This window comes from Azospirillum brasilense (assembly GCF_005222205.1).
Classification (GTDB): domain Bacteria; phylum Pseudomonadota; class Alphaproteobacteria; order Azospirillales; family Azospirillaceae; genus Azospirillum; species Azospirillum brasilense_G.
In genome coordinates, this window is sequence record NZ_CP032349.1 from 139,694 (window position 1) to 153,809 (window position 14,116).

14 protein-coding genes and 1 pseudogene are annotated in these 14,116 nt (G+C 67.7%); 11 read left to right on the forward strand and 4 right to left on the reverse strand.

Annotation, left to right across the window (positions count from 1 at the left end; all coding sequences use genetic code 11):
* Positions 1–127: 127 nt before the first annotated feature.
* Positions 128–928, reverse strand: coding sequence for an IclR family transcriptional regulator (locus D3869_RS29780; RefSeq protein WP_137143260.1), 801 nt, complete (start codon positions 926–928; stop codon positions 128–130).
* Between the two features lie 145 nt (positions 929–1,073).
* Between D3869_RS29780 and D3869_RS29785 the strand changes: the two genes are divergently transcribed.
* From D3869_RS29785 to D3869_RS33350, 9 genes are all read left to right on the forward strand, one after another.
* Positions 1,074–2,660 (forward strand): ABC transporter substrate-binding protein, encoded by a 1,587-nt coding sequence (locus D3869_RS29785; protein ID WP_137143261.1) that lies wholly within the window; start codon positions 1,074–1,076, stop codon positions 2,658–2,660.
* A 163-nt stretch (positions 2,661–2,823) separates the two neighbouring features.
* Positions 2,824–3,765, forward strand: coding sequence for an ABC transporter permease (locus D3869_RS29790; RefSeq protein ID WP_137143262.1), 942 nt, complete (start codon positions 2,824–2,826; stop codon positions 3,763–3,765).
* 14 nt (positions 3,766–3,779) lie between these two features.
* On the forward strand, positions 3,780–4,688 hold the full coding sequence (locus tag D3869_RS29795; protein ID WP_137143263.1) for an ABC transporter permease: 909 nt from the start codon (positions 3,780–3,782) through the stop codon (positions 4,686–4,688).
* A 1-nt stretch (position 4,689) separates the two neighbouring features.
* Complete coding sequence (locus D3869_RS29800; RefSeq protein ID WP_137143264.1) at positions 4,690–6,294, forward strand: N-acyl-D-amino-acid deacylase family protein; 1,605 nt, start codon at positions 4,690–4,692, stop codon at positions 6,292–6,294.
* A 22-nt stretch (positions 6,295–6,316) separates the two neighbouring features.
* Positions 6,317–6,700, forward strand: coding sequence for a RidA family protein (locus D3869_RS29805; RefSeq protein ID WP_094304977.1), 384 nt, complete (start codon positions 6,317–6,319; stop codon positions 6,698–6,700).
* A 94-nt stretch (positions 6,701–6,794) separates the two neighbouring features.
* A complete protein-coding gene (locus D3869_RS29810) occupies positions 6,795–7,853 on the forward strand; it encodes an alanine racemase (RefSeq protein ID WP_137143265.1) in 1,059 nt (352 codons plus the stop codon).
* A 29-nt stretch (positions 7,854–7,882) separates the two neighbouring features.
* Positions 7,883–8,887, forward strand: a complete 1,005-nt coding sequence (locus tag D3869_RS29815) for an ABC transporter ATP-binding protein (RefSeq protein ID WP_094304975.1) — start codon at positions 7,883–7,885, stop codon at positions 8,885–8,887.
* On the forward strand, positions 8,884–9,885 hold the full coding sequence (locus tag D3869_RS29820) for an ABC transporter ATP-binding protein (RefSeq protein ID WP_137143266.1): 1,002 nt from the start codon (positions 8,884–8,886) through the stop codon (positions 9,883–9,885). Before D3869_RS29815 ends, D3869_RS29820 begins: the two co-directional genes overlap by 4 nt.
* Before the next feature lie 39 nt (positions 9,886–9,924).
* On the forward strand, positions 9,925–10,089 hold the full coding sequence (locus D3869_RS33350; protein ID WP_175426674.1) for a hypothetical protein: 165 nt from the start codon (positions 9,925–9,927) through the stop codon (positions 10,087–10,089).
* Positions 10,090–10,168: 79 nt separating this feature from the next.
* Here D3869_RS33350 and D3869_RS29830 read toward each other — a convergent pair whose 3' ends face one another.
* Together D3869_RS29830 and D3869_RS29835 are read right to left on the reverse strand one after the other, a co-directional pair.
* Positions 10,169–10,927, reverse strand: a complete 759-nt coding sequence (locus D3869_RS29830) for an SDR family oxidoreductase (RefSeq protein ID WP_137143267.1) — start codon at positions 10,925–10,927, stop codon at positions 10,169–10,171.
* A 29-nt stretch (positions 10,928–10,956) separates the two neighbouring features.
* A complete protein-coding gene (locus tag D3869_RS29835; protein WP_137143268.1) occupies positions 10,957–11,763 on the reverse strand; it encodes an SDR family NAD(P)-dependent oxidoreductase in 807 nt (268 codons plus the stop codon).
* 133 nt (positions 11,764–11,896) lie between these two features.
* Here D3869_RS29835 and D3869_RS29840 point away from each other — a divergent pair, with 133 nt between their 5' ends.
* Complete coding sequence (locus tag D3869_RS29840; protein WP_137143269.1) at positions 11,897–12,832, forward strand: GlxA family transcriptional regulator; 936 nt, start codon at positions 11,897–11,899, stop codon at positions 12,830–12,832.
* A gap of 192 nt (positions 12,833–13,024) precedes the next feature.
* On the opposite strand, the pseudogene D3869_RS29845 reads toward D3869_RS29840, so the two are convergent.
* A pseudogene (locus tag D3869_RS29845) lies at positions 13,025–13,368 on the reverse strand (transposase); the annotation flags it as partial.
* 239 nt (positions 13,369–13,607) lie between these two features.
* On the opposite strand from D3869_RS29845, the gene D3869_RS29850 reads away from it, so the two are divergent.
* On the forward strand, positions 13,608–13,928 hold the full coding sequence (locus tag D3869_RS29850; RefSeq protein ID WP_137143270.1) for a carboxymuconolactone decarboxylase family protein: 321 nt from the start codon (positions 13,608–13,610) through the stop codon (positions 13,926–13,928).
* Positions 13,929–14,116 lie beyond the last annotated feature (188 nt).

Sequence of the window (14,116 nt, forward strand, 5' to 3'; positions counted from 1 at the left end):
ACGGCCAACCCGTCAACACATTCACGGCTGCGGTCACGGGAGCCTTCAAAAGCCATCCCGTATTGAAGTCATGTGGGTCGAGTTGTGCAATGGCAACAGCTAATGCGTGGAATTGTCCCAAACATCGTCAACGTCCCAGCGACAGCCGCTCCGCACTAGCCTTCAACGTGTCGATCATCACCTGCTGAGCCTCTTCCGTTGTGTCCGCCGGGACGACGAAGCAGATGGTAGCGATGCACCGGCCGGCCGGATCGCGGACCGGGGCAGCAAGGCAGGTGGTGAAACGGTCGACAAGCGCGGTGGTGCGGACATATTCCTGGGTACGGGCGCGGCGGATGTCCTCCAGGAACTCGTCCTGGGCGATGCGGCGGCCGTCGGGCAGGACGAAGTCATCCGGCGGAATGAAGCGCAGGATCTCGTCGGCCGACATGTGATCGACCAGCAGCCGGCCGGACGCTGTCCAGGGGATTGGCACCTTGATGCCGATCTCGGAGCTGATGCGGAACATGCGCCGGCCTGGCTCATTCAGCACAACCAGATACTTGTCGCCTTCCAGCGTGCAGAACTGCGCCGTCTCCCCCACCGTCTCGGCGATGTGGGCGACCTCCACCCGCGCCTTGCGGATCAGGTCGACGCTGTCGAGGTAATCGCTGCCGTAGTAATGCATCGCCGGCCCGAAATAGACCGTGCCGTCGCCGTCGCGCAGCTCCAGCCAGCGCGCCTCCACCAGCGTGTTGACCAGCTCATACATGGTGGAGCGCGGGGTGCCGGTGTCGCGCGCGATGTCGGCGATGCGCGTCGGGGCGCGCCGGCTGTGCAGATGTTCCATCAACGCGATGACGCGGTCGATGCCGCGGGCACGGCCCGTCGACTTCTCTTCCATCTGCTTCTCCGACATCGGCTTCTCCGCCACGCCGCCACCCTTCATCTGATCCGTGCCCCCTGGTCGTCCTACAACCGCTTAGCACGCGGATTTTCGGCTTGCCAGCGCTCATTGTCCGATATACCGTTTGCTTGTCTGGAATACAAGAATAACGTCCGATATTTCGGACAAACGGTTGGGGAAGGCAAAAATGACAGGGATCACGCGACGTCTGTTCAATACCGCCCTCGGTTCGGCAGTCGCTGTCGGGGGGCTTTCCACCGGTATCTCCGCCGGCATCCTGGGAACCTGGACCACGCCGGCGCAGGCCCAGCAGGGCGGCGCCTCGGTCGTCACGGTCGCCACCATCGGCGAGCCGCCGACGCTGGACCCGGTCGGCACCACGTCCGACCTCGTCAGCATCATCACCCAGCACATGTTCGAGACGCTGTTCACCTTCGACGGCGACTGGAAGCTGGCCCCGCTGGTGGCGTCGGCCCTGCCGCAGGTGTCGGCGGACGGCAAGACCTACACCATCCCCCTGCGCAGCGGCGTCACCTTCCATGACGGCAGCACCGTCACGGCGGAGGATGTGGTCGCCTCGCTCGACCATTGGACCAAGGCCTCGCCGCGCGGCAAGACCGTCGCCCCGCTGGTGGAGAGCATCGCCGCCAAGGGTGCGGACGCCGTCGTCATTGCGCTGAAGGAGCCCTTCGCGCCGCTGACCGCGCTGCTGGCGATGAACAACGGCGCCGCCGCCATCGTGCCGAAGTCGGTGATCGACGGGCCGGGCGCCTTGAAGTCTCTGGTCGGCACCGGTCCCTACAAGCTGCTGGAACACAAGCCCGACCAGTACATCCGGCTGGTCCGCCACGACGGCTATGCCTCTCCCACCGGCACGCCCAGCGGCTATGCCGGCAGCCGCAAGGCCGTCATCGGCGAATTGCGCTTCGTCCCGGTGCCGAACGCCGCGACCCGGGTGTCGGGCGTGCTGGCCGGCCAGTACCAGTTCGCCGACAGCCTGCCGGCGGAAACCCTGCCGCGCATCAAGGATGCCGCCGGCGTCAAGCCGGTGATCGTCAAGCCCTTCGGCTTCCCGCTGATGATCATGAACACCAAGACCGGGGTGATGGCGAACCCGAAGGTGCGTCAGGCGGTTCTGGCGGCGCTGGAACCAAACGACATGCTGCTGGCCGGCCTCGGCGATCCCGCCTTCGTCCAGGCGGAGGGGTCGATCTACGCCCAGGGCACGCCCTATTTTGATGCGGCCAGCGCCAAGCCCTACAGCGACCATGCCGCCGGCAAGGCGAAGGATCTGCTGAAGGCGGCCGGCTACAAGGGCGAGCCGATCCGCATCATGACCTCGGTCCAGTACGAGTTCCTGTACAAGATGAGCATGGTGGCGCAGGCCCAGCTCGAAATGGCCGGCTTCAAGGTCGATCTGCAAGTGCTGGACTGGGCGACTCTGCTGCAGCGCCGCGGCGACGACAAGGGGTGGGACGCCTTCTTCACCTACCACACCTTCGTGCCGGAGCCGTCGCTGATCACGGTGCTGAACCCGAGCTATCCCGGCTGGTGGGACAGCCCCGCCAAGCGCGAGGCGCTCGCCGCCTTCAACCGCGAGATGGACCCGGCGGCCCGCAAGGCGAAATGGGTGGCGTTGCAGACGCTGTTCTACAGCGAGGTGCCCAGCGTGAAGGTCGGCGAGTTCTACAACCTCGCCGCCAGCAGCGACAAGCTGACCGGCTACACGCCGACGCCTTGGCCGTTCTTCTGGAACACCGACCTGAAGGGCTGAGGGCAGTTGAAAGCTCCCTCTCCTGAATGCCCCCTCTCCCCCCGGGGAGAGGGTCGGGGTGAGGGGGATTTCAGTACGTGGCTATCCCGAGAATCCCTGCCGCGCGCCCCCTCACCTTAACCCTCTCCCCGGGGGAGAGGGGATTTCTTCTGGGACCGCAACCATGCTCGTTTACATCGTCCGCCGGTTCGCCGGCATGATGATCGTCATGCTGCTCGTCGCCATGGTGGTCTTCGTGATCGCCCGCGTGGTGCCAGGTGATCCCGCCGCCGTCATGCTGGGGTCTTCCGCCACGCCGGACGATATCGCGGCATTGCGCAGCCGGCTGGGGCTCGATGAGCCGCTGCTGACGCAGTTCCTGCTCTATCTCGGGCAGATCGTCCGCTTCGATCTTGGCGAATCCATTTTCCTGAACCGCCCGGTGGTGCAGGCGCTGGCCGAACGGTCGGAGCTGACGGGTCTGCTGACCATGATGTCAGTGGGGATCGCCATGCTGATCGGCGTGCCCATCGGCATCCTGTCGGCGGCCAAGCGCGGCGGGCTGATCGACCAGGCCGCGGTCGGGCTGGCCATGCTGGCGGCGAGCATTCCCAGCTTCTGGATCGGGCTGACGCTGATCAAGTATCTGGCGGTCGACCATGCCTGGTTCCCGGTCGCCGGCTATGGTCCGCCCGAAGCCGACCTGATGGAGCGGATGCGCCATCTGGTGCTGCCGGCCATCGCGCTCGGCATCCCGAACTCGGCGCTGATCCTGCGCTTCACCCGCACCAGCATGCTGGACGTGATGAGCAACGATTACGTCCGCACCGCGCGGGCCAAGGGGTTGCCGCCGCTGGTCGTCGTGCTCAAGCATGCGTTGCGCAACGCGATGATCCCGATCCTGACGGTGATCGGCCTGACCACCGCGGTGATGATCGCCGGCGCCATCGTGACGGAGACCGTGTTCGGCCTGCCCGGCGTCGGCAACCTGATCGTCTCGGCCGTGCTGCGCCGCGACTATCCGGTGATCCAGGGCGCCCTGCTGGTGGTGTCCGCCATCTATGTGCTGATCAACCTGACGGTCGACCTGCTCTATGCCGTGGTCGATCCGCGGGTCCGTTATTGAGAGGGAGGGTTTCAATGGCAAGCGTCCCCGCCGGTCACGGCAACGTCTCCCTTCCCTCCCCGGCCAAGCCTCACCGCAGCCGCTCGCCGGCTGCCCTGCTGATGCGCCAGCTGTTCCGCCGCCGACTGGTGGTGCTGTCCTTCCTGATCATGCTGGCGATCCTGGCGGTGGCGCTGCTGGCGCCGTGGATCACGCCGTTCAACCCGATGAAGATGGACATCCTTGGCCGGCTGAAGCCGCCGTCGGCCGCCCACTGGTTCGGCACCGATGAATATGGCCGCGACGTGCTGTCCCGCGTGATGCTGGGCGCCCGGCTGTCGCTGCTGGTCGGGCTGCTGGTCGTGGTGGTGGCGACGCTGATGGGCACGCTGCTGGGGCTGGCCGCCGGCTACATCCGGCCACTGGACGGCGTGCTGATGCGGCTGACCGATGCGCTGATGGCCTTCCCGGACATCCTGCTGGCCATCGCCTTCATGGCGGCGCTGGGGCCGTCGCTCTACAACGTCGTGCTGGCGCTCGGCATCGTCTATACGCCGCGTGTCGCCCGCGTGGTGCGCGCCGCCTGCCTCGTGGTGCGCGAGATGCCGTTCATCGAGGCGGCGACGGCGTTGGGCGCCTCCACGCCGCGCATCGTCTTCCTGCACATTTTGCCCAACCTGATCTCGCCGATCCTGGTGCAGGCCACCTTCATCTTCGCCTACGCCATTTTGACGGAGGCGGCACTGTCCTTCCTCGGCGTTGGGGTGCCGCCGACAACACCGACCTGGGGCAACATGATCGCCGGCGCCCAGCAGTATTTCCAGCAGGCCGACTGGCTGATCCTGTTCCCCGGCTGCGCCATCGTCCTGACCGTGCTGTCGCTCCAGATCGTCGGCGACGGGCTGCGCGACGCGCTCGACCCCCGGCTCCAGAAGGCGAAATGAGATGAGTGCCACTTTCCTCATCAAGGGCGCCCGCGTCATCGACGGCACCGGCGCCCCGTGGTTCCCCGCCGACGTGCTGGTGGAACGCGGACGCATCACCGCCGTCGGCCCGATGCTGGACGCGCCCGACGCCGAACCGCTGGAGGCGCAGGGACGCTTCCTGGCTCCCGGCTTCATCGACGCCCATTGCCACGACGACCTGATCCAGTTGCGCCAGCCCGGCCGGCCGGAGAAGGTGGCGCAGGGCGTCACCACCGTGGTGGTCGGCAATTGTTCCTTCGGTCTCTACCCGCAGAGCCCCGACAGCGACGGCCCCTTGCGCGAGCATTTCGGCAACCTGCTGGGCACCGTTTCGGATCAGGAGACCTTCGCCGATTTCGCCGGCTACCGCGCCGCACTCGACGGGCGCGGCACCGCGATCAACCTCGTCTCGCTGGTCGGGCACGCCGCCCTGCGCCTCGCCGTCATGGGCTGGCAGAACCGCGCCGCCACCGCCGAGGAGCGCGAGGCGATGGCGGCCCTGCTGGCCGAGCAGCTTCGCCAGGGCGCGCACGGCCTGTCGCTCGGCCTCGTCTATCCGCCCAGCGCCTGGGCCGACCGCGCCGAGCTGGTGCGGCTGACGGAGGTTGTGGCGGAGCATGGCGCGCTGCTGACCGCCCATGTCCGCTCCTACGAAGGCGGGCTGATCGCCTCGGTGGACGAGTTCCTCGAACTGCTGAAGGCGGGTGGAGCGAGCGGCCTGCTGTCCCATTTGCAAGCGGCTGGGCGGCCCTACTGGGGCAGCCTGCCGCGGGCGGTGGAGCGGCTGGAGATCGCGCGCAAGGGCGGCACCGACGTCAGCTTCGACATGTACCCCTACCCGGCCGGCTCCAGCACCATCCTGCAACTGTTGCCCCCCTCGGCTCTCGCGGGCGGGGTGGAGGCGCTGCTGGCGCGCATGGCCGATGCGGACGGGCTGGCGGCCTTGCGCCGCGCCGTGGAAGACGGAGAGGCGCAAGGCGATGCCGGCTGGGAGTCCAAGATCCGCCTGATCGGCTGGGGAAATGTCCGTATCGGCGGTGTCGGCGAGCCGAGCCTGCGCACGCTGGAAGGGCTGTCGCTGACCGACATCGCAGAGGTGGCGAAGGAACAGCCCTTCGACACGCTGGTCCGCCTGATCCGCGCCGACCGTGGCCGCACCAACATCGTTATGTTCCAACTGGACGACGCCGATCTGGAAACCGCGCTGTCGCACCCGCTGCACATGCTGGGGTCCGACGGGCTGCCGCGCGAAACCGGCAAGCCGCATCCCCGCGCTTTCGGCAGTTTCCCACGCTATCTCGCCCGTGCCCTGAACGGCGAGGGCAAGCTGGGGCTGGAGGATGCCGTGCGCCACATGACCGCCGTCCCGGCGCAGCGCTTCGGCCTGTCCGACCGCGGGCTGATCCGGCCGGGCATGGTGGCCGACCTGACCCTGTTCACCGCCGATGTGGCGGACCGCGCGACCTTCCAGGACCCGACGCGCCCGCCCCACGGCATCACCGACGTGCTCGTCGCCGGACAGTTCGTCCTGCGCGACGGTGGGCACACCGGCGCGCGTCCGGGCAAGGCCCTGGTCCGCGTCTGATATTCAAACCTGTGAGGACCGAATGACCAACCGCAAGCCGATCTTCGCCGAAAAGGGTGCGAAGCCCGCCGGCCAATACAGCCACGCGATCGTCGCGAACGGCTTCGTCTACGTGTCGGGCCAGGGGCCGCACCATCCGGAGACCGGCGCGCTGCCCGAGGATTTCGCCGGCGAGGTGCGCCAGACCCTGCGCAACCTGGAAATCATCCTGAAGGCCGCCGGCACCGACCTTGCCCATGTGGTGAAGGTCAACAGCTATCTCAGCGATCTCGGCCGCTTCCAGGAATACAACGCGCTCTATTCGGAGTTCTTCCCAACCGAGCCGCCGGCCCGCACCACCATCGGCTGCCAGCTGAACAACATCCAGGTGGAAATCGACTGCATCGCCGTCCTGCCGCAAGCATAGGCATGCCGGCGTAACATCTTCTACACACGGCCGATCCCATGGCTCCGCCGCCGGGATCGGCCCATTTCCCGAATTCGTGTTCCGGAGCGGTCCCATGCGCGTCGACGATCTCGACACCCCCGTCCCCGTCATCGACCTCGACAGGGTCGAGCATAACCTGACCAAGATGCAGGCCTATTGCGACCGGCACGGGTTGGCGCTGCGCCCGCACATCAAGACCCACAAGCTTCCCCAATTCGCGCTCCGCCAGATCGAGCTGGGCGCCGTCGGCATCACCTGCCAGAAGATCAGCGAGGCGATGGTGATGGCGGAGGCCGGCTGTGCCGACATCCTGCTGACCTACCCCATCGTCGGCGCCGCCAAGGTGAAGCCGCTGGCCGAGCTGGCCGGCAAGACCAAACTGACGGTGGCGCTGGACAACGCCGTGGCCCTCGACACCGTGGCGGCGGCCGCGGCGGAAGCCGGCGTCGAGATCGGCATTCTGGTGGAGTTCGACAGCGGCGACGGCCGCTGCGGCGTGCAGACCCCGGATGAGGTTCTGACACTGGCCCGCCGCGCCGCCGGCAACGGCCTGACCCGCTTCCGCGGCCTGATGACCTACCCGCGCGGCCCCCGCACCGTTCCGTTCGTGGCGGAGACGCGCGCCCTGCTGGACGGCGCCGGCATAGCGATGGAGACGGTATCGGTCGGCGGCACCCCCGGCTGCTGGGACACCCACGAGCTTCCCGGCGTGACCGAGCTGCGCGTCGGCACCTACATCTATCACGACCGCGCCACCGTCGGCGCCGGGGTGGCGACGCTGGACGAGTGCGCCGTGCATGTCCACGCCACCGTGGTCAGCCGCCCCACCCCTGACCGCGCCGTGCTGGATTGCGGCAGCAAGACGCTGTCGAGCGACCGCGTCGCCCCGTCGGTGGGCGAAGGGTTCGGCCTGATCCTCGACTGCCCCGACGCGGTGATCGTCCGCGTCAACGAGGAGCACGCGGTGGTCGACCTCAGCAAGTGCGCGGAGCGGCCGGAAATCGGCGACCGCGTGCGCATCCTGCCCAACCATGTCTGCGTGGTGACCAACCTGCACGACCGCATGGCGATCAGCCGCAACGGCGAGGTCGTCGGCGACTGGCCGGTGCCGGCCCGCGGCTGCACCCGCTGATCCGCTGAACCCAATTCCGGGATCCCGTCATGGACACTGACCTCACGCTCGACATCCGCAACCTGCAAACCCACTTCACCGCCGATCCCGGCGTGTCGAAGGCGGTGGACGGTGTGTCCTTCGCCGTGCGCCGCAACGAGACGTTGGCCGTCGTCGGCGAATCCGGCAGCGGCAAGTCGGTGACCAGCCTGTCGGCGATGCGGCTGATCCCGTCGCCGCCGGGCATCATCGCCGGCGGCGAGATCCTGTTCCGCGGCCGCGACGGGCAGGTGCGCGACCTCGCCCGCCTCAGCGAGCGCGCCATGCGCAGCGTTCGCGGCAACGAGATCGGCATGATCTTCCAGGAGCCGATGACCTCGCTGAACCCGGTCTACACCGTCGGCGACCAGATCGGCGAGGCGCTGCGCTACCACCAGGGGCTGGACCGCCGGGCAGCGCGGGCGGAGGCGCTCGCCATGCTGAAGAAGGTCGGCATCCCGGCGGCGGAGCGGCGGTTGGACGAATATCCGCACCAGATGTCGGGAGGCATGCGCCAGCGCGTGATGATCGCCATGGCGCTGGCCTGCCGCCCCACCCTGCTGATCGCCGACGAGCCGACCACCGCGCTGGATGTGACCATCCAGGCGCAGATCCTCGACCTGATGCGGCGATTGCAGGAGGAGACCGGCACCTCCATCCTGTTCATCACCCACAATCTGGGCGTGGTGGCGGAGGTGGCTCACCGGGTGGTGGTGATGTATGCCGGTCGCATCGTCGAGGAAGGTGATGTCCGCTCCCTGCTGAAATCGCCGAAGCACCCCTACACCCGCGGGCTTCTGGCCTGCATGCCGCATCTGGGCCAGCGCCGCGGCGACGGCGGCCGGCTGCACGCCATCCCCGGCAGCGTGCCGAGCCCGTTGAACCGCCCGCGGGGGTGCACCTTCGCCCCGCGCTGCCCGCTGGCCGAGCCGGCCTGCACCGCCGCCGAACCCGTTCTGGAGCCGGTCGGCCCCGACCATTCCGCCCGCTGCCGCCGCTGGAGAGATGTGCAATGACCGCCGTCACCGTGTCCGAACAGCCCCTGTTGAGCGTGCGCAATCTGGAAAAGCGCTTTCCCGTGCGCGGTGGGCTGCTGCAACGGCCGGTCGGCTGGGTGAAGGCGGTGGACGACCTGTCCTTCGACCTGAACCGCGGCGAGGTGCTGGGGCTGGTCGGCGAATCAGGCTCCGGCAAGACCACCGCCGGGCGCAGCATCCTGCGACTGATCGAGCCGACCGGGGGCTCCATCCGCTTCGACGGACAGGAGATCACCGACCTGCCGACGGCCGAGATGCGGGCGCAGCGCCGCCGCATGCAGATCGTCTTCCAGGACCCCTATGCCAGCCTCGACCCGCGCCAGCGCGTGCGCGACGTGATCGGCGAGGCTCTGGTGATTCACAACATCGGCACCCGCGCCGACCGCCGCGACCGTGTGGCCGCGCTCTTGGAGAAGGTCGGCCTGACCGCCGACGCCATGGATCGCTTTCCGCACGAATTCTCCGGCGGCCAGCGCCAGCGCATCGGCATCGCCCGCGCGCTGGCGGTGGAGCCCGACTTCATCGTGGCGGACGAGCCGGTGTCGGCGCTCGACGTCTCGGTGCAGGCTCAGGTGGTGAACCTGCTGGGCGACCTGCAGCGCGAGCTGGGGCTGGCGGTGCTGTTCATCGCCCATGATCTGGCGGTGGTGCGCTACATCAGCGATCGGGTTGCGGTGATGTATCTCGGTCGCCTGATGGAGATTGCTCCGAGCGACTCGCTCTACGAGCGCCCGCGTCACCCCTACACCATGGCCCTGCTGTCGGCCGCCCCCGACCCGGACCCGGATGCGCCGAAGTCTCGCATGCTTCTGGACGGCGACGTGCCGAGCCCGATGAATCCGCCGTCGGGCTGCGTCTTCCGCACCCGGTGTCCGTTCGCGTTGCCGGCTTGTGCGGCGCCAGAGGCGCGGACGCTGCGGGAGGTGGCGCCGGGGCATTCGGTGGCGTGCATCCGGGATGATGTGCGGGTGGGGTGAAGACCTGTATTGCGCTAGATGTTCAGTCCAGCCGAAGGCATGCCCGACGACGGCACCGAGCGGCAGGCCGAGCGCGCTGGCCATGACCGGCAGCAACGGGGCAATCATGAAGCCCTCGGCGCCGATGGCGAAGGTACCGAGCGCCAGGAAGGCGGGCGGCAGCAGGGTTCTATCCGCCGCGCCCTGCGCGGCCACTGGGGATAGGGCCGGGGATAGGGGCTGTGACATGGTTCGGGCTCCGCTCCAACCCCGCCGGCCGACACAGGCCGGCGGTGGCCTGGACTCAGACAGGGATGGGGTTGGCGATCATTGCGGCGTTGAAGTCGTTGACCAGCCGGTGCTCGCCGGCGCCGGGGTTGTCGCGGATCGCCGTGATCGCATCGACCACGATCTCGGGATCATCGCCGGCGAGCTTCTCCATCGTCTCGGTGATGAAAGCGTCGAGGGGCATGGCGCGCGGGTCGCCGCTCTTGCGGATCAGGTCGGTGTCCACCCAGGGAGGCGCGATCTCCTGCACCCGCACCGAGGTGTCGCGCAGCATGAAGCGCTGCGACAGGGTGTAGGAATGCAGCGCCGCCTTGCTGGCGGAGTAGACCGCGTTGCCAGCCAGCGGCAGATAGGCCAGCACCGAGGTGTTGTTGATGATGGTGGCGCGCGGTTGCGCCTTCAGATGCTCGATCAGCGCAGAGGTCATGCGGATCGGGCCGAGCAGGTTGGTATCCAGGATCGCCTGGCTGACCGCGTCGTCCAGCGGTTTCGACGGATCGTCGAAGGGCATAATGCCGGCGTTGTTGACGAGCACGTTCAGCGCCGGGAACTCCGCCGCCAACCGCGCCGCGACGGCGGCGATGCTTTCGGGGTCGGTGATGTCCAGCTCCAAGCCCGCCATGCCGGGGTTGGCGGCGGTGACGGCGTCCAGAAGCTGGTGGCGGCGGCCGGCGATGATGACCTGGTTGCCCAGGCGATGGAACGCCTCGGCCAGCGCGCGGCCGATGCCGGAGGTGGCGCCCGTGATGAAAATGGTGTTGCCGGTGAGTTGCATGGCCGATCGTCCTTGATAAGGGGGGCGCGTCAGGCGGCCGGCGCGGCGCGGTAGCGCGCGGCGGGCTCGCTGCGGGACAGGTTGGGCAGCATGGCTTGGCGGGCGGCCTCGTAGGCCTGCCACTGCGCGGCGTCGGGCAGGGCCGGAATGGTCACCAGTTCGCCTATGTCGAGGCCGGCCAGCGCGGCATCGACCATGGCCTCGGCGGGCATGACGATCTCGCCCGGCAGATGCTCGACCGGCGTGCCGGCGATGCCCCAGAAATCGGTGGCCGTGGCACCGGGCAGCACCGCCTGGACCCGCAGGCCCCTGCTCGCCAGCTCGTGGTGCAGCGATTGGGTCAGCGCCAGGACGAAGGCCTTGGCCCCACCATAGACGCCGTTGAGGATCTCCGGCCCGATGGCCACGATGGAGGCGATGTTGACGATGGTGCCGTGCCCGCGCGCCACAAAGGCGGGGGCCGCCGCGTAGGTCAGCCGCATCAGCGCCGTCACGTCGAGGTCGATCATCCGCTCCATGGCATCGACATTGGCTGAGAGCAGCGGGGCGGTCGCACCGACCCCGGCATTGTTGACCAGCGTGGTGATGCTGGCGTCGGTCGCCAGCACCCCCTCCACCGCGCGCAGGTCGGCCTTGTCGCCCAGATCGGCGGCGACGACCTCGACGGAGCGGCCGGTGCGATCGGCGATCTGCGCGGCGAGGCCGGCAAGCTTGGCACGGTTGCGGGCCACCAGGATCAGGTCATGGCCACGGGCGGCCAGCCGGTCTGCATAGATCGCGCCGATGCCGGAGGAGGCGCCGGTGATGAGCGCGGTGCCGAGAGGGGAGAGGCTCATGGTCTTTCGTCCTGTCTCTTTGGTCTTATCTGCGGGCCGCGTCGGTGCCGCCCGGCGTGAGGACATCATTAAAGCCTCTGGCGCTTGGCATGAATGTCGTATATCCCTCGTTTCAGGACATGAGGAATCCGCCATGCGCATCGGTTTTGTCATTTTTCCGGGTTTCCAGATGATGAGTCTGGCCGCCGGCTCGGTGTTCGAATTCGCGAATCTCTGCGCGGGCGAACCGCTCTATGAGCTGATCACCGTGTCCGAGCGTGGCGGGCCGGTGCGCAGTTCCACCGGCATGGCGGTGGACAGCGTGTGCTTCGCGGATCAGGACTTCGACACGGTGCTGGTCGGCGGCGGGGTGGAGGTTCCCCGGCCGAGCGAGGGGCTGCGCGCCTGGATCGCCAGCCGCCTGCCCGCCGTGCGTCGCCTGGGCGCAATCTGCACCGGCGCCTTTGTGCTGGCCGAATCCGGGGTTCTGGACGGGCGCCGCGCCACCACCCACTGGCTGGTGGCGCGTGAGCTGAGGGAGCGCTTTCCGGCCGTCCAGGTGGAGGAGGACCGCATCTTCATCATCGACGGGCCAGTCTGGAGTTCGGCCGGCATGACGGCGGGCGTCGATCTGGCCCTGGCGATGGTGGAGAAGGACCTCGGCAGCGACGTCGCGCGATCGGTCGCCCGCAAGCTGGTCATGTACCATCGCCGCGGCGGCGGCCAGACCCAGCATTCGGAACTGCTGGAGATGGCGGCGAAGTCCGACCGCATCGAGGCGGCGCTGACCTACGCGCGGCAGAACCTGAGGAACCCGCTGACGGTAGAGGAACTGGCCGATGAAGTGGCGTTGAGCCCGCGCCAGTTCAGCCGCGCCTTCCGGGCGGAGACCGGGCAATCCCCGGCCAAGGCGGTGGAGCAACTGCGACTGGAGGCGGCACGGCTGATGCTGGAGCAGACGCGGCATCCGGTCGAGATCATCGCCCGCGAGAGCGGCTTCGCCGATCCGGAGCGCATGCGGCGCGCCTTCCTGCGCGCCTTCGGCCAACCGCCCCAGGCGATGCGACGCGTGGCGCGGCTGACCGTATGATCGGCCGGGATACCCACAGCGCTTCCGGGGGGCGCCATGGAACCGGCGTGGCGCGCCACCACCGCGGCTACCAGCTCGGGGTCGGACTCGATCACAAACAGCAGTGGATCCCCGCTCTTGCTCAGTTCCGCGTAGCGGTCCTGAAGATCGAACAGCCCAGCTTGACCGGCCATGTCCCGTCCTCCGTCGTCCTCAAGCCAAGGGGATCACCAGAACGCCAGCAACGCTACGGTTTCTCGAGGCGTCCAATTGCCCTTCATGCCGAGCTGGGTCCGGCATCGGGATAAGTTCGGCGAGCTTGCGGAGGTTCTGGGCGGCTGCGAGGTGGCACTCGTCGCGCGCGCCGTTCGCCCCCTCAGTCGCAACCGGTCCAGCCTCAGGATGCGTTTGAGGTGGGCGAACAGCAGCTCGACCTTCTTCCTCTCGCGGCGCGAGGAGGCGTAGGCGTCCGTGGCGGCGATGGTCCACGCCATGTCGCGGGCCCCTTCATGGATAGAGCGTGGGACCTTGCGCGCGGGCGTGTTTGGACACGCCCGCCCTAATGCTGTCGCGAAAAGGCGCAGAAAGAAGTGCTGGAGCGCGGCGGAACTTACGTTCATGTCGCGTTCTCATATCCCGGACAATTTGCGCACTTTCGTGTAGTGGCCCCAAGGTGTCATGGTAGGCGAGTGAACATCCAAGTACGAATTATCGTACGAATTATCATGATCATTACGTCGCAGGCACCAACCGGCAGGAACCTCAAAGGAGGCTGCGACTAGAGCGGAATGAGCCAATGACCGATACACCACAAGCAAGCAATGCCTTCCAAACGTTCATAAAAGAAGCCCCGTCCTACCAGCAAGCGTGGCTCGAAGCGGTGAACAAGCTGGGAGTGGCCTCCGCCCTGGACGCCAAAACCGCTGAGCTTGTCTACATCGGAATTCTGGCCGCCGCCCGTCTGGAGAGCGGCCTGCCTTTCCATGTCGCCGACGCCAAGCGTTTGGGCGCCACGCGCGACGAGGTCGTCAGTGCCGTGCTAGCGGGTCTTCCCGCAGTCGGCAGCGCCGTGATTCAGGCGCTGCCGGTAGCGCTAGCAGCCTACGACCGCAGCTAAGGAGACCCGTTGCGAATGGGACTATCTGGTTCGAACATCGGGACGTAGATCGCCATGGAGGCGGCAGGACAGGCATCCAATAAAATGCGCAAAGTCGAAGCGCACTTTCGTTCTGGGGGGACACGAATCTACATGGCGACAGTCACTTCGCTCCGCCCCTTCCCCACTGACATGCAGTACGCCACCGC

Excerpts from the sequence above, each read along its gene's own strand:
- D3869_RS29780 (WP_137143260.1), bottom strand. The coding sequence starts at position 928 with ATGAAGGGTGGCGGCGTGGCGGAGAAGCCGATGTCGGAGAAGCAGATG.
- D3869_RS29785 (WP_137143261.1), top strand. The coding sequence starts at position 1,074 with ATGACAGGGATCACGCGACGTCTGTTCAATACCGCCCTCGGTTCGGCA.
- D3869_RS29790 (WP_137143262.1), top strand. The coding sequence starts at position 2,824 with ATGCTCGTTTACATCGTCCGCCGGTTCGCCGGCATGATGATCGTCATG.
- D3869_RS29795 (WP_137143263.1), top strand. The coding sequence starts at position 3,780 with ATGGCAAGCGTCCCCGCCGGTCACGGCAACGTCTCCCTTCCCTCCCCG.
- D3869_RS29800 (WP_137143264.1), top strand. The coding sequence starts at position 4,690 with ATGAGTGCCACTTTCCTCATCAAGGGCGCCCGCGTCATCGACGGCACC.
- D3869_RS29805 (WP_094304977.1), top strand. The coding sequence starts at position 6,317 with ATGACCAACCGCAAGCCGATCTTCGCCGAAAAGGGTGCGAAGCCCGCC.
- D3869_RS29810 (WP_137143265.1), top strand. The coding sequence starts at position 6,795 with ATGCGCGTCGACGATCTCGACACCCCCGTCCCCGTCATCGACCTCGAC.
- D3869_RS29815 (WP_094304975.1), top strand. The coding sequence starts at position 7,883 with ATGGACACTGACCTCACGCTCGACATCCGCAACCTGCAAACCCACTTC.
- D3869_RS29820 (WP_137143266.1), top strand. The coding sequence starts at position 8,884 with ATGACCGCCGTCACCGTGTCCGAACAGCCCCTGTTGAGCGTGCGCAAT.
- D3869_RS33350 (WP_175426674.1), top strand. The coding sequence starts at position 9,925 with ATGCCCGACGACGGCACCGAGCGGCAGGCCGAGCGCGCTGGCCATGAC.
- D3869_RS29830 (WP_137143267.1), bottom strand. The coding sequence starts at position 10,927 with ATGCAACTCACCGGCAACACCATTTTCATCACGGGCGCCACCTCCGGC.
- D3869_RS29835 (WP_137143268.1), bottom strand. The coding sequence starts at position 11,763 with ATGAGCCTCTCCCCTCTCGGCACCGCGCTCATCACCGGCGCCTCCTCC.
- D3869_RS29840 (WP_137143269.1), top strand. The coding sequence starts at position 11,897 with ATGCGCATCGGTTTTGTCATTTTTCCGGGTTTCCAGATGATGAGTCTG.
- D3869_RS29850 (WP_137143270.1), top strand. The coding sequence starts at position 13,608 with ATGACCGATACACCACAAGCAAGCAATGCCTTCCAAACGTTCATAAAA.